The 21,327-nt window shown below is 54.5% G+C and carries 21 protein-coding genes; 16 read left to right on the top strand and 5 right to left on the bottom strand.

Features of this window, described 5'->3' with window-relative positions:
* Nucleotides 1–55: 55 nt before the first annotated feature.
* The 5 genes from FBQ85_04690 to hisS all read left to right on the top strand — a co-directional run bounded on the left by FBQ85_04690 (nt 56) and on the right by hisS (nt 3,265).
* The gene (locus FBQ85_04690; GenBank protein ID MDL1874455.1) at nt 56–631 is read left to right on the top strand and encodes a DUF4287 domain-containing protein; all 576 of its coding nucleotides are present in this window, start codon (nt 56–58) and stop codon (nt 629–631) included.
* Nucleotides 632–700: 69 nt separating this feature from the next.
* Nucleotides 701–967 (top strand): DUF2277 domain-containing protein, encoded by a 267-nt coding sequence (locus FBQ85_04685; protein ID MDL1874454.1) that lies wholly within the window; start codon nt 701–703, stop codon nt 965–967.
* A gap of 280 nt (nt 968–1,247) precedes the next feature.
* Nucleotides 1,248–1,622, top strand: coding sequence for an MmcQ/YjbR family DNA-binding protein (locus FBQ85_04680; GenBank protein MDL1874453.1), 375 nt, complete (start codon nt 1,248–1,250; stop codon nt 1,620–1,622).
* 10 nt (nt 1,623–1,632) lie between these two features.
* The gene (locus tag FBQ85_04675) at nt 1,633–1,839 is read left to right on the top strand and encodes a hypothetical protein (protein ID MDL1874452.1); all 207 of its coding nucleotides are present in this window, start codon (nt 1,633–1,635) and stop codon (nt 1,837–1,839) included.
* 67 nt (nt 1,840–1,906) lie between these two features.
* On the top strand, nt 1,907–3,265 hold the full coding sequence (gene hisS / locus FBQ85_04670) for a histidine--tRNA ligase (GenBank protein MDL1874451.1): 1,359 nt from the start codon (nt 1,907–1,909) through the stop codon (nt 3,263–3,265).
* Nucleotides 3,266–3,377: 112 nt separating this feature from the next.
* On the opposite strand, the gene FBQ85_04665 is transcribed toward hisS, so the two are convergent.
* The 4 genes from FBQ85_04665 to FBQ85_04650 all read right to left on the bottom strand — a co-directional run bounded on the left by FBQ85_04665 (nt 3,378) and on the right by FBQ85_04650 (nt 8,052).
* Nucleotides 3,378–4,514, bottom strand: coding sequence for a TRAP transporter substrate-binding protein (locus FBQ85_04665; GenBank protein MDL1874450.1), 1,137 nt, complete (start codon nt 4,512–4,514; stop codon nt 3,378–3,380).
* 47 nt (nt 4,515–4,561) lie between these two features.
* Nucleotides 4,562–6,556 carry an AAA family ATPase gene (locus FBQ85_04660; protein MDL1874449.1) on the bottom strand — a complete coding sequence of 665 codons (1,995 nt, stop codon included), beginning with the start codon at nt 6,554–6,556 and terminating at the stop codon, nt 4,562–4,564.
* 2 nt (nt 6,557–6,558) lie between these two features.
* Complete coding sequence (locus FBQ85_04655; GenBank protein ID MDL1874448.1) at nt 6,559–7,377, bottom strand: hypothetical protein; 819 nt, start codon at nt 7,375–7,377, stop codon at nt 6,559–6,561.
* A 174-nt stretch (nt 7,378–7,551) separates the two neighbouring features.
* Complete coding sequence (locus FBQ85_04650; GenBank protein ID MDL1874447.1) at nt 7,552–8,052, bottom strand: hypothetical protein; 501 nt, start codon at nt 8,050–8,052, stop codon at nt 7,552–7,554.
* Between the two features lie 460 nt (nt 8,053–8,512).
* Between FBQ85_04650 and FBQ85_04645 the strand changes: the two genes are divergently transcribed.
* Nucleotides 8,513–10,114, top strand: a complete 1,602-nt coding sequence (locus tag FBQ85_04645; protein MDL1874446.1) for a phosphoenolpyruvate carboxykinase — start codon at nt 8,513–8,515, stop codon at nt 10,112–10,114.
* A gap of 22 nt (nt 10,115–10,136) precedes the next feature.
* On the opposite strand, the gene FBQ85_04640 is transcribed toward FBQ85_04645, so the two are convergent.
* Nucleotides 10,137–10,322 (bottom strand): hypothetical protein, encoded by a 186-nt coding sequence (locus FBQ85_04640; protein ID MDL1874445.1) that lies wholly within the window; start codon nt 10,320–10,322, stop codon nt 10,137–10,139.
* Between the two features lie 134 nt (nt 10,323–10,456).
* Here FBQ85_04640 and FBQ85_04635 point away from each other — a divergent pair, with 134 nt between their 5' ends.
* From FBQ85_04635 to FBQ85_04590, 10 genes are all read left to right on the top strand, one after another.
* Nucleotides 10,457–10,924, top strand: coding sequence for an NADH-quinone oxidoreductase subunit A (locus FBQ85_04635; GenBank protein ID MDL1874444.1), 468 nt, complete (start codon nt 10,457–10,459; stop codon nt 10,922–10,924).
* A 132-nt stretch (nt 10,925–11,056) separates the two neighbouring features.
* Entirely contained in the window at nt 11,057–12,100 is a 1,044-nt protein-coding gene (gene nuoH / locus FBQ85_04630; GenBank protein MDL1874443.1) for an NADH-quinone oxidoreductase subunit NuoH, read from the top strand.
* 27 nt (nt 12,101–12,127) lie between these two features.
* A complete protein-coding gene (locus FBQ85_04625; GenBank protein ID MDL1874442.1) occupies nt 12,128–12,625 on the top strand; it encodes an NADH-quinone oxidoreductase subunit J in 498 nt (165 codons plus the stop codon).
* The gene (nuoK, locus tag FBQ85_04620; GenBank protein MDL1874441.1) at nt 12,625–12,942 is read left to right on the top strand and encodes an NADH-quinone oxidoreductase subunit NuoK; all 318 of its coding nucleotides are present in this window, start codon (nt 12,625–12,627) and stop codon (nt 12,940–12,942) included. Before FBQ85_04625 ends, nuoK begins: the two co-directional genes overlap by 1 nt.
* A 77-nt stretch (nt 12,943–13,019) precedes the next feature.
* The gene (gene nuoL, locus FBQ85_04615; GenBank protein MDL1874440.1) at nt 13,020–15,053 is read left to right on the top strand and encodes an NADH-quinone oxidoreductase subunit L; all 2,034 of its coding nucleotides are present in this window, start codon (nt 13,020–13,022) and stop codon (nt 15,051–15,053) included.
* Between the two features lie 137 nt (nt 15,054–15,190).
* Nucleotides 15,191–16,726, top strand: a complete 1,536-nt coding sequence (locus FBQ85_04610; GenBank protein MDL1874439.1) for an NADH-quinone oxidoreductase subunit M — start codon at nt 15,191–15,193, stop codon at nt 16,724–16,726.
* 30 nt (nt 16,727–16,756) lie between these two features.
* Nucleotides 16,757–17,419 (top strand): Uma2 family endonuclease, encoded by a 663-nt coding sequence (locus tag FBQ85_04605; protein ID MDL1874438.1) that lies wholly within the window; start codon nt 16,757–16,759, stop codon nt 17,417–17,419.
* Nucleotides 17,420–17,444: 25 nt separating this feature from the next.
* Nucleotides 17,445–18,950, top strand: coding sequence for an NADH-quinone oxidoreductase subunit N (locus FBQ85_04600; protein MDL1874437.1), 1,506 nt, complete (start codon nt 17,445–17,447; stop codon nt 18,948–18,950).
* Between the two features lie 414 nt (nt 18,951–19,364).
* On the top strand, nt 19,365–20,837 hold the full coding sequence (locus FBQ85_04595) for a hypothetical protein (GenBank protein ID MDL1874436.1): 1,473 nt from the start codon (nt 19,365–19,367) through the stop codon (nt 20,835–20,837).
* Between the two features lie 62 nt (nt 20,838–20,899).
* Nucleotides 20,900–21,327: hypothetical protein (locus tag FBQ85_04590; GenBank protein MDL1874435.1), on the top strand; the 428-nt coding region annotated here is incomplete at its 3' end.

Below are 21,327 nucleotides of genomic sequence, written 5' to 3'. Positions count from 1 at the left end.
TTTAATAGATTCAAAAACAGGCATTTGATTTTTTCCAAACAAAGGAGAGGCACTCATGAGCAGCGTTGACAAAGCAGTAGAAACCCAACTCAAAAACATTCAAACCAAAACCGGCAAAACCCTCGATCAGCTTTACGCGATTATCAAAAAGAGCAAACTGGCGAAGCACGGCGAAATGCGTGACATGTTGAAGAAAGATCTCGGCATGGGCCACGGCGATGCCAACACCGTTGTGCATTTCTATATGAAATCTCTTGAGCCAGCCTCGGCACAAGCGGGCGGCGCTTCTCCGGACGCGGCACTTGACACGATCTATTCCGGCGCAAAAGCGCATTTCCGCCCGATTCATGACAAGTTGATGACGGCGATCAACAAGTTCGGCGAGTTTGAGATTGCGCCTAAGAAAACTTACGTCAGCCTGCGTCGCAAAAAGCAATTCGCCATGATCGGCCCGGCAACCAACACCCGTTTTGAAGTTGGTTTGAACATGAAAGGTGTCAAAGCCACCGCGCGTTTGCTGGCGCTGCCTCCCGGCGGCATGTGCCAGTACAAAGTCAATCTCACGGAGGTCAAAGAGGTTGACAAAGAACTGATTGACTGGATCAAGCAAGCTTATGAGAGCGCGGGTTGAGTTCATCGCGCCCTCTTGCTGAACCAATTCTCCAAAAACTGCTGCCGAGATTTTAATGGAGTAACCCTGATGTGCCGAAACATCAAAACGCTTTACAATTTTGCGCCGCCGGCGACAGATGAAGAGATTCACGCCGCAGCACTGCAGTATGTGCGCAAAATCAGCGGTTTCAACAAGCCCTCGCAGGCAAACGAAGCCGCATTCGAGCATGCTGTTACGCAAGTCACACTGATATCGAAAAGACTGCTGGAATCATTGATTACCAATGCGTCACCGCGAGATCGAGAAGAGGAAGCGCGTAAAGCCCGGGAACGCGCCAAGCTCAGGTTTGGTTAAAGATTGCCAAACTCAACCGGACTCGTAATTTTAGACAATTATAGAGCCACGGATGGACATGGATTCTCACGGATTTCGTGTTTGAGCTTCATCCGTGTTGATCAGTGTCAATCCGTGGCTACAAAAACCTCCTCCCCCAAATCCGGCGAAAGAAAATTGTGAAATTGTCAGAGATTCTTTTTATTTTCAGCAAAATTTCTACCGCTGCCTCGCTATCGCAAAGAATATCAGGTGTTGTTCTCACGCATGTAATCCTGATTGAGCATCGATCAACATGAGCATGAAACACCTGCAACGCGTGCGCCGCATTTGCACGGCTTTGCCCGAGGTCACCGAAAAGCTTTCTCACGGTGAACCGACTTTTTTCGTGCGGAAGAAAGTTTTTTGCATGTTCGCCAACAATCATCACAATGATGGGCATGTTGCGGTGTGGCTGCCGGCGCCGTTCGGTATGCAAGAAATGTTGATCGCCAACGCGCCGGAAAAATTTTTCAAGCCGCCTTATGTCGGCGTGCGCGGCTGGATCGGCGTGGAGCTTGCCCGCGTGAGCGATGCCGAATTGACATTTCATGTGCGTGAGGCCTGGCGGCAAGTCGCGCCCAAAACCTTGCAGGTCATGCTCAGAGCGGAGTCAGATAAAACCAAAAAGCGATGATGATGGCACTATGAAAAATTTCGCAGAAGTGTTGCGCGGCTATGTCGGCAAGAAAGGTGAGTTGCATACGCGCGATGGCATGTACCATTTCATTGTGAAAAAATCGGGGACTGGCAGCGTCAAGCTCGTTGATGCCGGCGCCGATTATGCCGAGTTCGCGCTGGAGAAGGGCTATCGCTTCATCCACGTCAGCCGGCTGATTTTGGAAGTGGAATAGTGCAGCAAAAAATCGCAACGCTTTAGATCAGCGCCCGGGCGCTAACCCATAAAAGGAGTTTTTGTTCATGATCAATGTACAACCGCCCAGCGGCACACGCGATTTTCTCGCCGTGGACTTGCGCAAGCGCCGGCAAGTGATGCGCGTGATTCAGGACGTTTATGAGTCGTTCGGCTTTGAGCCGCTGGAAACACCATCATTTGAGAATCTCTCCACGCTGCTGGGCAAATATGGCGAAGAAGGCGATCAGCTCTTGTTTCGCATTCTCCGGCGCGGGGAAAAATTGACGGAAGCGTTGGCCGCTCAAAAGTTAACACAAAACGATTTGAGCGACATGGCGTTGCGCTATGATCTCACCGTGCCGCTGGCGCGCGTGATGGCGCGCTATCGCAGCCAATTGCCAAAATTCTACAAACGCTATCAAATTCAGCCGGTGTGGCGCGCCGACCGGCCGGCGAAGGGCCGCTTTCGCGAGTTCATGCAATGCGATGTGGATGTGTGCGGCAGCACTTCGCTGGTGGTGGAAGCCGAAGTTTTGACGGCAGCCTGCACGGTGTTGGATCGTTTGCAATTCGATAATTACAAAATCAGCCTCAATCATCGCGAAGTGTTGCGCGGCTTAATCGAAGCCGCGGGCGTTGCCGCGGAATTGGAAGCGACCGCATTGGTGGCCGTGGACAAACTCGATAAAATTGGGCAATCCGGTGTGATAGATGAGTTGGTACAACGTGGCATTGCAACGGCCTCCGCGCAGAAATTACTGCAACTGCTGGAACAAACGCTTGCAATCTCGGATAATCAAACGCGCCTGGCTTTTTTGCGCGAGCAAATGCAGCGACCCTCAGCGCTGGCCGGCTTGGAAGATTTGCGCACGATTCTGGAGTTGTGCCGCGATACGGCTGCCGGTCCTCGCTTGGAAATCAACCCAAGCTTGGCGCGCGGTTTGTCCTATTACACTGGCGCAATTTTCGAAGTGGTTGTGCCCGGGGTTTCAGGTTCGCTGGGCGGCGGGGGACGCTATGACGGTCTGGTCGGCATGTTTGCCGGACAGGAGATTCCGGCATGCGGTTTTTCGCTGGGCTTGGAAAGAATCTTGTTGTTGCTGGATGAGCTGGGCAAATTCAAAGATGCGGCAAGCACGGTTCAAATCATGTTTGCGAACTTTGCTGAAACGCAGGCAGAAATTCTGGCGTTGGCGAATCGCCTCCGCAACGCCGGCGTCACCTGCGATGTTTATCCTGAACCGGCAGGCTTAAAGCAGCAATTCAATTACGCAGCAGCGCGGCAGGCGCAATACGTTGCCTTCTACGGCGAACGCGAGAAAGAAGCCGGGCAACTGCGCTTGAAACGCCAATCAGACGGTGTGGAGCTGAGTCTTGCGGCAACGAATTTGGAGAATGAATTGCAGAAGCTGGTATTGATCTAAAAAAATCCACCAGGCTTTCGTTCGGCGCGGCCGGGGTTTCATCACATGCGCGCCGGATCGTGTTAGCGCGCGTTTTCAAAGATTGAAAAATTTGAAAACGCGCGTTTTTTTATTAACCCGTAATCGAGTAATACACCTTTTCCGAAATCTCCGCCCATGACGTCATTTGTTTGCGAAATTGTTCGAATGATTCATACACCTTCTTGCTCATTGCATCTTGCGTGGTGATTTCGGCGATGACTTCGGCGGAAAATTGGCGAAAGGCGTTCAAAACATCGTCCGGGAATTTTTTGATCGTCACACGTTCTTCGTGCAGCAATTTTTGCAAATAGATGTTGTTCTTTGCCTCAAATTCCGAAAGCATCCAGGTATTGGCGCGCGCGGCTGCCGCGCGAATAATCGCCTGCAAATCCTTGGGCAGATTTTCAAAGGCGGTTTTGTTCACGGCCAGCTCCAGCACGGGTCCGGGTTCATGCCAGCCGGGGTAATAATAATACTTTGCAATCTTGTGCAGGCCGAGCAGATAATCATGATAAGGTCCCACCCATTCCGTTGCATCGATCACACCGCGTTCGAGGTTGGTATAAATTTCCGAGCCGGGGGTTGAGAGGCCGTTGCCGCCGGCTTTGTCGATCACTTTACCGCCCAAGCCGGGAATGCGCATCTTCAAGCCTTTGACATCGGCAATGGAATTGATTTCCTTGTTGAACCAGCCGCCCATTTGCACGCCGGTGTTGCCGCCGGGCATGGGAATGAGATTGAACGGCGCATACGCTTCTTCCCAGAGCGCCAGCCCGCCGCCGCAATAAAGCCAGGCGTTCATCTGTTGCGCGTTCATGCCGAACGGCACCGCCGAGAAAAACGGCGCTGCCGGACACTTGCCGGTCCAATAATAAGACACCCCATGACTCATCTCCGCCGCGCCCTGCCAAACCGCTTCAAACGATTCAAAGGCCGGCACCAGCTCACCGCCGCCATAGACTTGAATTTTCATCCGGCCCTCGGACATCTCCCCGATCCATTGCGCAATCAACTCCGCGCCTTCGCCCATTACCGGAAAATGCGGCGGCCAGGTGGTTACCATTTTCCATTCATATGTTTTGCGCGTGTGCACGGCCGGAGCTTCGCCCGCAGCTTGTTGCTGCGGCTGCGAGCTGCACCCCAGCAGCAGAGCACTGCCGCCGGCAAGGGTGGCAGAGGAAGCATTTTTGAGAAAGTCACGGCGATTGAGGCGATTGAGGCGATTCATGCGGATTCCTTAGTTAGAATTCTTGCTTTTTGTCCAGACAACGAACTTCACGAGGAACTGTTTTCGCGCGCGGCTTGTTCATCGGATTCTTGATACTTCTTGAGCTTGCGCCAGAGGGTCGTGCGGCCGATGGCAAGCACCCGCGCCGCTTCGTCAAAATTGCCCTGACAATGCGCAAGTGTGGCGAGAATGTGGCGCTTTTCGACTTCTTCCAATGTAAGTTCCCCATTGCGCTGCGCCTCCGAGCGCGCAGTTTTGTGCAGCGCTTCAGGCAGCTCGCGCAAACCGATTTCGCGTTCCGTGGAAAGCGCGACCGCGCGTTCGATGGCGTTTTCCAACTCGCGCACATTCCCCGGCCAATCATGGCTCTTCAACTTTGATAAAGCTTCCGCGGTAAACTCGCGGCCGGGTTTGCGCAGGCGTGCGGCGAATTTCTGCAAGAAGAACCGCGCCAGCGGCAAAACATCCTCCCGGCGCTCACGCAGCGGCGGCAGATCGATTTGAATCACATTCAAACGGTAAAACAAATCGCTGCGAAATTTCCCCTGCTCGACCATCTCCAGCAAATTGCGGTTGGTGGCGGCCAACACGCGCACGTCGAGCATCGTGGTGTTGTTGCTGCCCACGCGCTTGATCTCGCCTTCTTGCAAGAAGCGCAGCAGTTTGACTTGCAACGCTATCGGCAATTCGCTGATTTCATCCAGAAAAATCGTGCCGCCGTGCGCTTCTTCGAACAGGCCTTTCTTGTCGCGCAGCGCGCCGGTAAATGCGCCGCGCACATGGCCGAACAGCTCGCTTTCCAGCAAATTTTCGGGAATTGCGCCGCAATTGACGACGACGAACGGCTGCCGCGCGCGCGGGCTTTCGTCATGAATGGCGCGCGCCACCAATTCTTTGCCGGTGCCGCTCTCGCCTTGAATCAACACCGTGATATCGGTGCGTGCCAGGCGCGCAATCAATTCGAAAACTTTTTGCATCGGCGCGCTGCTGCCCACCATGGCGCCGAAATGAAACCGTTCTGCGGAATTTGCCCATTCAAAAAAATGTGCGGCTTCCTGGGCAATCCACCCCGCAACTTTCTGCTCCACGGCCACGCGGCTTTGCAGATTTTGTGCGAGCAACCGGTTCAAATCAGCGCGCGTGAAGAAAAAAAGGTTGTCCATCTTGCCCAGCGCGCGGTCGGCGCCGGCCTCGTGCGCAAGATCGACCAGCAGCAACGGCGCATGCTGGCGCTGCGCCATGAGTTTTTGCACGAATTTTTTATCGGTCAGCGGCGGGCCATAATCCGATAAAAGAAGAATAAGATCAACGTGCGGCAGCGCTTTCGAATTATCGTCCCACGAAAGCGTGGTGATCAGCGGAAAAATCTTGTTGATTTGTTTTTCGTCGCGGGCATCGTTCGTCAGCAAGAACAGCTTGCCCAGTCGTGCTTGCTGTAACGCTTGCGCCGTTGTAATCGCCTCCGCAACGGCGCCGATGATGAGCACTTGGCGCTCGCGCAAGTCCCCAAAAATTTTTCCAGCAACTTCGAGAATCGCGGGCGCCAGCGAGGTGGCGCCTTCGAAGAAGTTCGTCTCGCTGCGCACTTTTTCAGAGAGCCAAAGCGCGCGATGATACAAGCGGTTCAATAACACGCCGGCGCTGGCAGAATCTTGCGCGGCCACGAAGGCTTTGCGCAAAGCTGCGGCTTGTTGCGCTTCGACCTGGCCGTTGAGTTGCCAGCCGAGCGCCGCGCGAAAAAAATGCGTCACGGCTTGCGTGCTGTGCTGCACGAGCAGGCCTTCCGGCGGCGCGTCGAACTCATTCAGCACGTGGCGCAACGCCTCCAACACGCGCGGCGCAAGCGCGGCATGCTCAGGCTCGCGTTCGTTCGACGCAAGATAAAACGCCGCAGATTGCGCGCCCGGGACGATCAACCATTCCTCCACACCGAGTTGCTGCATGCAGCGATTCAGCTTCTCAATGTTGAGGTCGAGACCGGGGGTTTCCGCCCGCGCCGCGCCGGTTTGCGCTAAAGAGATGTGATAAGCGTGCAACCACATGTTCAACGAAAATCATGAACTTCGGTAAATGCCAATGATACGATGAGAAATGAAAACATGAGCCAGCCAAAGCCGAGCAGGGATACCACGGCGGTGCGCTTGCCCTGCCAGCCGCTCGAGAGGCGCCCGGCCCAATGCCAAAAATAAATCAGCCAGGTTAAACCAGCGGCAATAAATTTTGCGTCCCAGATAAAAAATTGCTCGGCGATCTTTGTGCCCTCGTAAATGCCCAGGGCAACGCCGAGGGTAAGGAAAATCAGGCCGATGTTGACCGCGCGATTGCTGAGGGAATCAAAAAAGGCGAGCGAAGGAAGGCGGCGATAAAACAGGCCGGTGCTTTTCTTTTGCAGTTCGCGCGAGAGCAACAGATAAAGCACGCTGGCGATGAAGGAAATCGCAAAAGCAGAATAGGCGAAGAGCAGCACGATGACATGAATCTCAAAAACGATTTCGTGCAGCAACAGCGCCGGCAACTCGCGGTTGAAGTCGATGCCAATATTGGAAAGCAAATGCAGGATCAATATGATCGGCAAAATGAACATGCCCAGCGAACGTTCGTGCAAGCGCCACTCCAGGCTCAAATACACCACGCCAAAGAGCCAGGCGCAGGTGGTGAGCGCTTCGTAAATGCTGGTCACCGGCATGTGCCCGAGGGTAAAGCTCAAATGGATGAGATAAAACAAATGCGCGGTAACCGCCGCTGCTGCCAATGGATTCAAACCGCTGGCGGCTTGCGCTTTGGCCTGCCGAAAGGTGTAGATGTAATGACTCTGCGCGATCGCATAAAGCGCAACGATGAGCCATTGTTCAAGATAAAGCATAAGCTGAGGAAAATTTCATAAACGGCTTTTGAGCAGGCGGCGAGTCCGCAACCGCCGCGTCGAGTGAGAGCACGCTGGCAACGGCGAGAACATTCCGCAAAAAGAACTCACAGCGATTCAAGTATCACGTTTGTGTGTTGTAAAGATATGCAAAAAATGCTGACTTGCAACAACTCAAAATCCCACGGCATAAGAAACGCCAATTTTTTCCAGCCAGATATACAACAATGAAAAGCTATGGCGGCGATAAAAATGCGTCAACACCAAATGCGAACGCCGGCCGTCGTACATCGGTCGCACAGAAAAATTGTACGGCAGGGCAAGATTTCCGCCAAAGGGGAAATTGTATCCGCGCTGCCATTCGGAATAATTCAGGCTTGCGTACAGCGACAGCGGCGTGTGCGGCAGGTGCTTTGCGAGCGTGAGATAATAACTTTGTTTGCCCTGCGGCGAGCCAATGCGATCCGAGCTTGTGCCCATAAACACGGCCGGCCATTGCGGCGTTTCCGTAAACAGATACCACGTGACCAGCGGCCCAATTTCTCCGGCCGCGGGATTGTACTCCGCGCCGATTTGCAGCGTGCGCCAGAGCCGGTAATTTGCGGTGAATCGCCAACGCGGCCGTTCCAAATCGGTATCAACATAACGCGCGGAAATATTCCACGCGGTTTCCAAACCGCTCCCACGGAGCGGCGCGCCTTCGCCCGGTCAGCCGCTTCAGGTGGGCGCTTGCGCCACCGGACGCGGGCGCTTGGGCTTTTCCGACGTCTCTTGCGCCCAGGCGGCAATCGCCGCGAACAGAAACAAATTGATGATCACACGGTGCAAAGGCACAAAACCTCTCCTTTCTCTTCTCTTCGCGTCATTTCGGTGCAGAGGGCTTCATGGTCAAACCACTAACCTTTAAAATCCGGCGAGTTTTTTGGCGAGGTGAAATATCCGATCAAAATGTATTTTTCACAAGCGCAATTTTATGCGGCAATCAAAATAATTTTGGAAAGCGGCGGGCGTGAGGTTGCTTGATGAATGGCTGCAAATTGTGCTTTCCTTTTTATTGTAAATTGAATATCATGATGCCCTCTTGATTCAAAACGATCCGCACAACTACTCTAACGAGGAGAGTCATATGTCAGCTATGAATTCCTACCGCAGCAAGCATGACCTCGAGATGCACGGCATTAAGAACGCCAATCATGAGTATTGGAATTTGACCACGGCAGCATTGTATGAAGAAGCCGTGCTGCGGCGCGAAGGCGTTGTTGCACATCTCGGCCCTCTGGTTGTGCGCACAGGCCATCACACCGGCCGCTCGCCGAATGACAAATACATCGTCAAAGAGCCTTCCAGCGAAAAGAACATTTGGTGGGGCAAGGTCAATCGTTCGTTTGATACGGACAAATTCGACCGGCTGTATCAGCGCATGATTTCCTATTTGCAAGGCAAGGATCTTTTCATTCAGGATTGTTTCGGCGGCGCCGATCCCGCCTATCGCCTGCCCATTCGCATCATCACAGAAAGCGCGTGGCACAATTTGTTCGCGCGCAATCTTTTTGTGCGGGCGCAACCGCATGAACTCGCCGAGCACAAACCCGAGTTCACCGTCATCAATGCCCCGCGTTTTCATGCGATTCCGGAAAATGACGGCACCAATTCCGAGGTGTTCGTCATTGTGCATTTCGCCAAACGCGTGATCATCATCGGCGGCACCAGTTATGCCGGCGAAATCAAAAAATCGATTTTTACTATTCTCAATTATATTCTGCCCTTGCAGGAAGTGTTGTCGATGCACTGCTCGGCCAACATCGGCGCGCACGGCGACACGGCGCTGTTTTTCGGACTCTCCGGCACCGGCAAAACCACCCTCTCGGCCGATCCGCATCGCCGCCTGATCGGCGATGATGAACACGGCTGGAGCAACACCGGCGTATTCAATTTCGAAGGCGGCTGCTATGCGAAAGTCATTCGCCTTTCAGAAGAAGCGGAGCCGGAGATTTATGAAACCACCCGGCGCTTCGGCACAATTCTCGAAAACGTCACGTTCGACTCCTACACACGCCGCCTCGATTTGAATGACGCTTCGCTGACCGAAAACACGCGCGGCGCTTATCCCATCGGCTACATTCCGAATCACGAACCGAGCGGCATGGGCGGCCATCCTCAAAATATTATCATGCTCACCGCCGATGCTTTCGGCGTCATGCCGCCGATCGCCAAGTTGACCTCCGAGCAGGCCATGTACCATTTTCTCTCCGGCTACACCGCCAAAGTGGCGGGCACGGAAAAAGGCCTGGGCAAAGAGCCGCAAGCGACGTTCAGCACGTGTTTCGGCGCGCCGTTCATGGCTCTACATCCAACCGTGTATGCCAGGATGCTCGGCGAAAAAGTTGCCAAACACAAGGTCAACTGCTGGCTGGTCAACACCGGCTGGACCGGCGGTCCGTTCGGCGTCGGCCATCGCATGAAAATCGCATACACCCGCGCGATGGTGAGTGCCGCGCTTGATGGCCGCCTGGCGCAAGTTGCGACCAGCGAAGATCTGATCTTCGGCTTGCACATTCCAAATTCTTGTCCCGATGTTCCCAACGAAGTTTTGCAGCCGCGCAACACGTGGCAAGACGGCAAGGCCTATGATGAACAAGCCCAACATCTCGCCGGACTTTTTCATAAGAATTTCGAGCAGTTCGCAGGCGAGGTGACGCCGCCCATTGCTGCCGCGGGGCCAAAGGCCGGCAAATAAGCTATCTTCATTATGAAACTCCTCAAGCAAGATTAAAAGCACCGCCCACAAAAATGAAATCCCACAAAATTAAAAAAGCTTTTTGTGGAATTTCAATTTTGCGGACAAAAAGCTTTTGAAGGTCTTCAAGGCAGAACAGCCCCGATCGGCGCCGACTTTTCGCTTGACTCTCTAGCGTTTTTTTTATATCATGCTCACACTTTTGCACGTTGTTCCTGGTCAAAAATTTGCGGAGAGAGGAAAATCGGCGCCGTGTCAACCATGACGGAATGTCGCCTTCGCTTTCGCCGCATCCATCACAGGCAACTTGTATTTGTACCGTGAGCGAGGGAAGGAAGGGAAATGCTATTTGATTTTGGCACCGCATTCGTCTTTTTCGTCATCGGCGCGGCGTTTATCGTCGTCATGCTTCTCGTATCCCGCCTGCTGCAACCTCGACATCCCACCCCCGGCAAATTATCAACCTATGAATGCGGCGAACAGCCGGTCGGAGAATCCTGGATCCAATTCAACAACCGCTTCTACGTCATTGCACTCATCTTTCTGATCTTCGATGTTGAAATCGTGTTTCTATTTCCCTGGGCCGTGGTCTTCAAAAATCTCGGCACCTTTGCTTTCGTAGAAATGGTCGTTTTTGTGGTGATCTTGTTGGTCGGCCTTGCCTACGTGTGGCGCAAGGGCGATTTGGAATGGGATAAGCCTGTGACCGGAAAATATGCGCGCGAGCGCTCGCCCGAACTTTATGAAGAACTGCCCGCGCCCGGTATCGTGAAATCCGAAACGCGCGCTGCCGTGAGCGAACCGGCCTGAGCCGCAATTCCGCCGCATGTTCCTGCGCTGCCTGGCGGCGCAGCGCACCGTTTAGTTTGACAGCAAAACAGATTGGCTAAAATCGCCTGCAGCAGGCGATCATGACAACGAAGTCGCGAGGAGAATTCATTCATGCAAGACTTGATTGCGAGCTTGCAAACGCAACTGGGCGTTTCCGGCACCTGGTTCACGATTCTGGTGATGGTCGTATTCGCCCTCCTCATAACCGTCGTCATGGCGGTGAATTCGATCGTACTCGTCTGGCTGGAGCGCAAAGTCTCGGCGTGGATGCAGGATCGCCTCGGGCCTATGGAAGTCGGGCCGTTTCAGGGCATCCTGCAAACCGTGGCAGATGCGGTAAAACTGCTGCTCAAAGAAGACATTGTGCCAAAAGCCGCAGACAAAAAGCTGCATTTGCTGTCGCCGTTGATCGTGTTTGCTGCGCCCTGCGCCGCGTTCGCGGCGTTTTCTTACACGCGTGATTTTCGCATGGCAGATTTCAACATCGGAATCTTCTATGTGGCGGCCATCACCTCATTGTCGGTAATCGGCATTCTCCTGTCCGGCTGGGCCTCCAATAACAAATGGGCACTGCTCGGCGGCATGCGCGCCGCCGCGCAAATCGTCAGCTACGAAATCCCCGCCGGGCTTTCGATGCTGGTCATCATCATGCAAGTCGGCTCGCTCAGTTTTCATGAAATTACGCTGGCGCAAGACGGCGGTTTTTGGAATTGGTTCGTGTTTCAGTATCCGCCCTTCAACTTCATCGCATTCCTCATTTTCTTCACCGCCACGCTCGCCGAATGTAACCGCACACCGTTCGATCTGCCGGAAGCCGAATCAGAGTTGGTTGCCGGCTTTCACACCGAATACAGCGGCTTCAAATGGTCGATTTTTATGATGTCGGAATACGGCGAAATGCTGGTGGTATCGATCATGGTCGCCACGTTGTTTCTCGGCGGATGGTCCAGCCCGTTCGGCGACTTCTTGAATACCGGCGCGTGGGGTTTGGTATGGCTCTCGACTAAAATCTTTGTGTTGATTTTCGTGCAAATGTGGCTGCGCTGGACGTTGCCGCGCTTGCGCGTCGATCAGCTCATGTATACCTCCTGGAAAGTGTTGACGCCGTTTGCATTCGTGTGCCTCTTCGCGGTGGGCTTGTGGATGTTGATTTGATTTCTTGAAAGTGATCGGGAGTTTTTCATGACGACTTTTGATGCGATGTTTTATCTGATCGCCCTGGCCACGCTGGCCTCGGCTGTGATCATGGTGTTCGGGAAAAACATCATCTACAACGCCGTCGGCCTGTTGTTCACACTCATCGGCGTGGCCGGCATCTATGTCATGCTGGGCGCGGATTTTCTCGCGGGCACGCAAATGCTGATTTATGTCGGCGGCATTCTCGTGCTGCTGCTTTTCGGCGTGATGCTGTCACAGCGCGTCAGCGGGCTTGAAATGCGCACCGGCACGCTGCAAGTGTTGCCGGCGGTTTTGGTGTGCGCGGGCATTGCGGCGATTCTCGTGCGCGTGGTGTTCAGCAATGACTGGAATCTCGTGCAACAAACCGACATGCCGCCGACTGTCGCCGGCCTGGGCCATCTGTTGCTGACGGATTTTTTGATACCCTTTGAAATTGTTTCAATACTTCTGCTCGCGGCGCTCGTGGGCGCGGCGTTCATTGCGAGAAGGGAGACGCGCTGATGCAAGTCGGACTCGCGCACTTTTTGGTTTTGGCGGCATTGCTGTTCTCGCTCGGCTTGATTGCCGTCATCACCAAACGCAATGCCGTGACGGTGTTGATGGGCATCGAATTGATCATCAACGCCGCCAACATCAACTTTATCGCGTTCGCGCGCTATCTTGACAAAGATGCCTCGCCCATGGACGGGCAGGTGTTTGGCATCTTCGTCATCATCATTGCCGCTGCCGGCGCCGCGGTGGCGCTGGCGATTGTGTTGAATCTCTATCAGCGCATGCGCTCGGTGAATCTCGACGAAGCCGATTCCCTGGCGCGCTAAGGCTCTTGCCGCCGTCTCAGGCTCGTCAATCCTCATTAAAAATGCTCAAGCTGATTTAACAGCTCTGAAGGATGCTCGTGGATACCATTCTCATTCAAGCAGTCGCCATCGTCCTGTTGCCGCTGGCAGCGTTCACGATTCTCATCTTCTTCGGCAAACGCCTGCCGCGCCAGGGCGACTGGCTCATGACCAGCGCCATCGCGGTCAGCTTGTTGCTTTCCATCATCATTCTCGGCCAGGTCTTTCGAACTTATGATCCCAATTTTCGCGTCGCACAATCGTTCGAATGGATCAGCATCGGATCGATCAACATTACCCCCGGCCTGGCGGTGGACAATCTCACAGCCGTCATGCTGTTCGTGGTCACCCTCATCAGCACGCTGGTCTATCTTTTCTCGATTGGTTACATGGAAGGCGACGTGCGCTACGGCCGCTATTTTGCCTATCTTGGTTTTTTCTCATTTTCGATGCTCGGGCTGGTCATCGTAGACAGCTTCTTCGGCATTTACATTTTTTGGGAATTGGTCGGCGTCAGTTCCTATCTGCTCATCGGCCATTGGTACGAAAAAGATTCCGCTTCAGACGCCGCCAAGAAGGCCTTTCTGGTCAATCGTATCGGCGATATCGGCATGCTCACTGGTATTATGATCATCTTCGCCCATCTTGGCACGTTCAACTATCAGGAAGTCTTCTCCGGCATTGCCGGCGGCGGATTGCTCGATCCCTGGCTCACCGCCGCAGGCGTTTTGGTTTTTCTCGGGGCCATTGGCAAATCGGCGCAATTTCCGCTGCACGTCTGGCTGCCCGATGCCATGGAAGGCCCGACGCCCGTCTCCGCCTTGATTCATGCCGCCACGATGGTGGCTGCGGGCGTGTACATGGTCGGCCGCACGTTTCCGCTTTACACCGAAAGCGCGCTGTTGTTCATCGCCATCATCGGCACGATCACGGCATTCATTGCGGCCACGATTGCGATTGCGCAAATGGATATCAAAAAGGTGCTGGCTTATTCGACCGTGAGCCAGCTCGGCTACATGGTGGCGGCGCTGGGCGTGGGCGGCTATACCGCCGGACTTTTTCATTTGATGACGCACGCCTTCTTCAAAGCCCTGCTCTTCCTGGGCTCCGGCTCGGTGATTCATGCCATGCACCACGCGCTGCACAAATTGCACGATCATGACACCGATCCGCAAGACATGCGCAACATGGGCGGCTTGCGCGCCAAGTTGCCGCTTACCTTTGCCACGATGGCGATTGCGACCTGCGCCATTGCGGGTGTGCCGTTCCTCTCCGGCTTCTTCAGCAAAGACGCCATTCTTGCCGCCGCGCTGGAAAAGGCGCTGATCACGCACAATCCCGTGCACATGATTATTTTCGTGACGCTGGTGTTCTGCGCCGGCATGACGGCATTCTATATGTTCCGCATGCTTTATCTCACCTTCACCGGCACGCCGGCGCGCGAGCAGGTTCATCAACACGCGCACGAATCTCCCAGCGTGATGACGATTCCGCTGATCGTGCTCGCCATTTTGTCGATTGTCGGCGGCTATGGCAGTTGGTTCAGCGATTTGATTCGCAAACCGGAAATGTTTGCAGCGGCGCGCGCGCTGCTGGAAGGCAGCGGCGCCGAACATGAAGCTGCAGCGCACACGGCGCACGTCGTTGCGATGTATCTATCGATCGCCATCGCCGGCCTCGGCATCTTGCTGGCCACCGCTTTCTATTTCTGGAAAAAATTCTCCGCAGATGCGTGGGCGGCGCGCTTCAAATCCGTTCACAATTTTTTGTGGAACAAATGGTATTTTGATGAACTCTATGCCGCCACCGCAATCGCCGGCACATTGGCATTTAGCCGGATTTCAGCCTGGTTTGATGCCAACATCATCGACGGCCTGGTCAACGGCGCCGCCAAACTTACCGTGCTGGGCTCGCGCTTGAGCGGCTGGAATGACCTGAGAATTATCGATGGCGCCGTCAACGGCGTGGCGCGCATCATCGGCTGGTTCGGCGGCACATTGCGTGAAGTGCAAACCGGCAGAGTGCAAACGTATATTTTGATGGCGCTCGGCGCGGTGGTGCTGTTATATGTGTTACAATTGGCCTTTGCATAAGAATCAACTCTTGCATTCGTCTCGACGGATTCTCCCGCTCGCTTTGAAAATCTCCTGCGAGCTTCAATAAAAAGCCGGGCAGGTAAGGGCATTCGTCAATCCATTTGACAGGTTCAGAGGAAGACATGGTTCCAAACATTCTCAGTTGGTTGATCTTTTTGCCGGTCATCGGCGCGGTGGTGGTGCTGGCCATTCCCCGGCATGAAAAGCAGGCGGATATCATTCGCTGGGTTTCGGCGGTGTTTACCGGTCTGCAATTGCTGCTTGCGGTAATGCTGTTCATGGCGTTTGACCGCAACACCTCGAGCATGCAATTCAGCGAAACCGCCGAATGGATTAAATCCTACAACATTTGGTACAAAGTCGGCATCGACGGGCTATCGGTCAGCATGGTGTTGCTCACCGCGCTGCTGTCTTTCATTTGCATCTTCGCCTCGTGGAATATCGACAAAGCGGTGAAGGGCTACTTCACCATGTTTCTGCTGCTCGACGCCGGCATGATGGGCGTGTTCTGCTCACTCGACTTTTTCCTGTTCTATATTTTTTGGGAAGTGATGCTGCTGCCGATGTACTTTCTCATTGGCATTTGGGGCGGCCCGCGGCGCGAATATGCGGCCATCAAATTCTTTCTCTACACCCTCGCCGGCTCCGTACTGATGCTGATCGCCATGCTGGTGTTTTATTTTAACGTCACCGATCCCGTGACCGGCGGCCACACGTTCGACATGCTGGCGATGATGGATCAAACCAATCACATCGGCTTGCTCAGAAATTTCGATGTTCGCCTGCTGGTGTACGCCGCGCTGTTCATCGGCTTCGCCATCAAAGTACCGGCGGTTCCGTTTCACACCTGGTTGCCTGACGCGCATGTGGAAGCGCCTACCGCCATCAGCGTCATTCTGGCGGGGGTATTGTTGAAGATGGGAACCTACGGCATGCTGCGCATCAGCTTTCCGATGCTGCCCGATGCCGTGAAGTTTCCGCCGTTCGCTTACGGCTTCGCCACGATTGCCGTAATCAGCATTGTGTACGCCGCGTTTTGCGCGATGGCGCAAAAAGATCTCAAAAAGCTCGTGGCCTATTCTTCCATCGGGCATATGGGCGTCGTCATGCTCGGCATGATCGGCCTCACGCCGCTCGGTATCAACGGCGCGGTGTTGCAAATGTTCAATCACGGCACGGTCACCGCCATGCTCTTCTTGCTGGTCGGCGTCATTTACGATCGCGCCCACCACCGCGACGTCGACGGTTTCGGCGGCCTGGCGAACAGCATGCCGATCTATACCGGCATCGTGACGGTCGCGTTTTTTGCAAACCTCGGCTTGCCGGGATTGTCCAGTTTCATCAGCGAGGCCTTCAGTTTTCTGGGCGCCTTCAGCTCGACGACATTCAACTTGAAAATCTATACCATCATCTCGACGCTCGGCATCGTGCTGGTCGCGGGCTACATGTTGTGGACGCTGCAACGCATGTTCCTGGGCAAACCCAATCCGAAATACGCCAGTCTGCCTGAAATTAATGGCCGTGAATTGTTCACGCTGGTGCCGTTGGCAGTGATTGTGATTTTTCTCGGCATCTATCCGGCCCCGATGCTGGATTTGTTGGAAGTCTCATTGAACAGTCTGGCGGCTGCCGTGCGTGAAGCCGCGCCCATGATGATGGGCTTGCGCTAATCGCCTGAAAACGCCATGCGATAAAGTTTCATGATCGGGGGTTGTGTTATGAGGTATGCCGTAAAAAGTTCTCGAAAAACAAAATCGCGTCAAGAGGCGCGCGCCGGCAAGTTGATTACGTTCGATGAGTATTTTGAAATCGCCGACGAAAAGATGCGAACAGATTTACTCGACGGGATAATCATCCGCGACTCGCCGGCATTTGCCAAACACGGACGCATCAACAGTTGGCTTGCTCAAGTCATCGGTTTTTATGTAGCAAAACATGATCTCGGCGAGATTTTTTCCCCCACGACTTCGGTGCGCTTCACGCAATACCAGGCGACCGAGCCGGATTTGTTTTTCATCAGCAAAGCGCGGGCGCATATCGTTGGCGAAAAATTCGTCGAGGGCGCGCCGGATTTATGCGTCGAGATCGTTTCGAAGTCGAGCCGCAAGCATGACCGCGGCCGTAAATTCACGCTTTATGCCGATCACGGCGTGCAAGAATACTGGCTCATCGATCCGCTGTCAAACACGGTGGATTTCTTTGGCGCGCAGCAAGGGCGGTTCATCGCCCTCGCGCCAGACGGAGAGGGCCGCCTGCATTCGAATGTTTTGCCGGGCTTTTGGTTGAAGCCGGAATGGCTGCGCGGCGAGTTGCCCGCGGTTTTGCCGGTGTTGAAAGAAATTCTGGGTGAAGAGGCGATTTGATCGTTTTGACTGGAAGGATGATCTCATGGATATTGCTGCACGGCTGCAAGACAACATTGCCAGCTTGAATCATTTTCTGCCGGAATTTATTCTGATCGGCTTGATGCTCGTGTTGATGATCGCCGATGTTTTTATCAAACGCGAGCAAACGCCGTGGCTTGGCATCCTGACTCTGGTGGGCGGCATTATTTGCTTGATCGCCGTGCTGGGCCAAAGCGATGAGCCCGGGCGTGGCATCTTTAACAACATGATGGCCGTCGATCGTTTTGCCACATTTTTCAAGCTGATTTTTCTGGGCAGCATGATCATGACCGTGCTGTTGTCCTTTTCCTCACTGGAATTGGCGGGCAGAAGCGTCGGGGAATACTTCATCCTGCTCACCGCCACCACCCTCGGCATGCTCTGGATGGCCTCGGCAACGAACTTGATTACGATTTTTATCGCGATCGAAACCGTCAGTATCAGCTCGTTCGCGCTGGCCACCTATCTCAAATCCGTCAAGCGTTCGAGCGAAGCGGGATTGAAGTACACGATCTATGGCACCTTCTCTTCCGGGTTGATGTTGTATGGATTCTCCCTCATCTACGGCCTGACCGGCTCGCTGAACATTTATGAGATTTCGCATGTTCTTTCCACAAGCTCACCCAACGCGCTGACGCTGTTCGTCGCTTTCTTGCTGATTCTCGCAGGCTTCGGTTACAAAATTGCTTCCGTGCCTTTTCATTTCTGGGCCCCCGATGTCTACGAAGGCGCGCCCACACCGGTCACGGCCTTCTTCAGCGTGGGGCCGAAGGCCGCGGGTTTTGCGCTGCTCATTCGTTTCGTGACGGTCGGCCTTTCCACCTCCGGCAGCGAGGGCTGGACGACGATTGCCGGCCTGAACTGGCAGCAGTTGCTCGCCGTGGTGTCCGCCGCCACCATGACGCTCGGCAATCTCGTGGCAATCGTGCAAACGAACATGAAGCGCCTGCTGGCCTATTCGAGCATTGCGCATGCCGGCTATGCGCTCATGGGCGTGGTGCTGCTCACGCAAGAGGGCATCAACGCGACGATGTTCTATCTCGTGGCGTATTACCTGATGAATCTCGGCGCCTTTCTCGTGGTGATCATCGTGCAAGAGTTGATCGGCAGCGAGCGTTTGCAAGATTATCGCGGGTTGGGTTTTCGCGCGCCGGTCGTGGCCGCGTGCATGACGTTATTTCTCTTCTCGCTTACCGGCCTGCCCATCACCATCGGCTTCATTGGAAAATTTTATTTGCTGGCGGCAGTGATTCAAGGCGATGCGCAATTCTACTGGCTGGCGGTGGTTGCCATCATCAACACCGTCATTTCTCTATATTATTACGCGCGCATCATCAAAGCCATGTATCTCGAAGCGCCCCCGGAGCCGGCAACCGGCCGTCTGACGGTTGCCTGGCCGGCGATTGCGCTGCTGGCGCTGCTGGCCGTGCCCACATTTGTCTTCGGCATCCTGTTCGGCCCGCTTTACAACCTGACGAAAGCCTCCGTCAAATTTTTTGCCGGAATTTGAACACATACCTGTTTGATTTGTGCGCGACCTCTGGCCGTCGCTTCGAGGGTCTAAATGCGCCGCGGCGAGGCTGCGGCGCGTGCCTTCCTCCGTTCATAAATTTTAACTTGCTTGCCTACCTCGAATTTTTTAAGTTCGCCACACTCTAAAATTTTTGTCGCCGTTCTCGTTTGTTTAAAAAATTTCAAAATGTGTGAAAAAGCGTTTTCACACATTTGTTATTTTGTTATGCCGGCATCATTTCAGCCGGAGCAGACGAGGGGAGATGGTATTGCTAACGCTGCCAACGACGTGCGATGCTCTCACCACGTTGTTACATTAGCTGCTTGCTGCGTTCAATTGGCCGAGGCGCCGGGCGCGCCATTCAGCACTTAGGATTTGTGCCGCATCCACCATCCATCACGAAGGAGAATCATGCGTCGCATACCCGCGAGTTCCGATCCCCTCCCCTTTCAACGTCGCCGGAATACCTTTCACCTCCTTTTGACTCTCGTTTTCTATGCGGTTTTAATCGGCTTCTGGCTGAGCGTCACGCGTGATTCTGCGGATGATCGCAATAAGAATCAAACATCGTTTTCAGCGTTGCCGCTGTTGAGTTCCTGGCCGCAACCCCTCAACCTGGCGCGCCTTTGGGAGGCGCTGCCGGGCGCGTCCACGTCCCGGGATAGCGCGCCGCGCACGCGCGAACAAAATTTTTCCGTGCCGCCCGGTTATCCCACACTCTCCGAATTCGAAACCCGGTTCTTCACTCTGGTTCATAGTTATCCGCAACTCGCCAAGATCGAAAAGATCGGCCGCAGCACGGTTTGGCAACAACCGATTTGGGCGATCCGGCTCACGGCGGCAGCGCATGAACAAACAGGCAAGCCGGCGGTATTATTTACGGCTCTCCATCATGCGCGCGAGCCGGCCGGCGTGTTTATTTGCCTGGCGGTGATGAATGAATTGCTCTCAAATTATGGCGTGAATGCGCGGCATACCCGCCTGCTCGATAGCCTGGAAATTTGGTTCGTACCGATTGTGAATCCCGACGGTTACCGCTACATCATGGAGAGCCAGCGCAATTACCCCTGGTGGCGCAAAAATCTGCGCGACAACAATCACGATGGCCGCTTCGATCCGCTGGTCGATGGGGTTGATTTGAATCGAAATTATGATTACAATTGGAGCGAAGGCGGCGAGAACGAGCCGAGCAGTTGGTTTTATCGCGGCGCGCAGGCCTTTTCCGAACCGGAGATTCAGGCTGTGCGTGATCTTGCGCTGCAAAAAAAGTTCGTGTTGGGCGTCTCTTATCACAGCTACGGCGAAGCGGTGCTTTTTCCGTGGGGCAATTATTTGCCGGCGCCGGATCAAGATTTGATCGTGGACATTGCGCAAACGTGCGCCGCGCAAATCGGGCGGCTTTCAGGGCGCGGGACGTATAACATTCTTCCGCTCAACGGGCGCTGCGGCCAAAGTTCGATTTGGATGTACGGCGAGCTGGGCGCAATCGACTTCATCATCGAAACCGGCGAGGAGTATTTCCCCTCGCTTGCCGATGCGGCGCGCATCGCGGAACAAAACCTGCGCGGCGCCATGTATCTGCTCGAACGCGCGCTCGGCGCCGGCATCTCCGGCCATGTGGTCGACGCGGAAACCGGCAAGCCGCTCAACGCCGATATTCATGTGCGTGGCCGGCGCGCGGATTATGTGCGGCCGCGGCATGCCAACGGCGCCTGGGGCAGGTTCGAACGGCTCTTGCGGCCCGGAACCTACACCGTTGAAATCAGCCAGACGGATTATGAAACAGCCCGTTTTGAGAAAGTGCAGGTTGAGGCGGATCGCATGACGCCGTTGCACGTCATGCTGCGGCGCAAGAATGGGCGCGCCGCGGAAAGCAGTCATTAATCATTTTCACACAACCTCGCGCGCTGAGGGCGCGACAATAAACTTGGAATCGGAGGAGGACAATGAAGAAGTTTGTATGCGGTGTTTTTGTGGGCATCATGGCAAGTTTAGCCGCGCTTGCCATCGCCCAAGAAGGTTTCTACAAAGGCAAGGTGGTATTTGTCAAAGTCGCGCAGGAAAATTTGCGCCGCGCGCCCGGCGGCGAGGTGATGGGATCGTTGGTGAAGGGCACGCCGATGCAAATACTCGCGGTCGAAGATAAATGGGTACAAGTCGCCACCGCCGGGTATATTTGGAAAGAATCCGTGACGGGCGATGAAAAAGTTCTCAGCGGCGAGCAGCCCTATCGCGCCGCCATGATCCTCGTCAAAACCGAAGCCGAGGCGCTGGAACTGATCAAGCAATTGCAGGCAGGCGCGGATTTTCAAAAACTCGCCAAGGAAAAATCTCTCAGCCCGAACGCGGCGCGCGGCGGCGATCTCGGCGATGC

The sequence above is a fragment of the Cytophagia bacterium CHB2 genome, from assembly GCA_030263535.1.
In the GTDB taxonomy this organism is placed as follows: domain Bacteria; phylum Zhuqueibacterota; class Zhuqueibacteria; order Zhuqueibacterales; family Zhuqueibacteraceae; genus Coneutiohabitans.
This window is presented reverse-complemented; position numbering and strand designations above follow the sequence as displayed.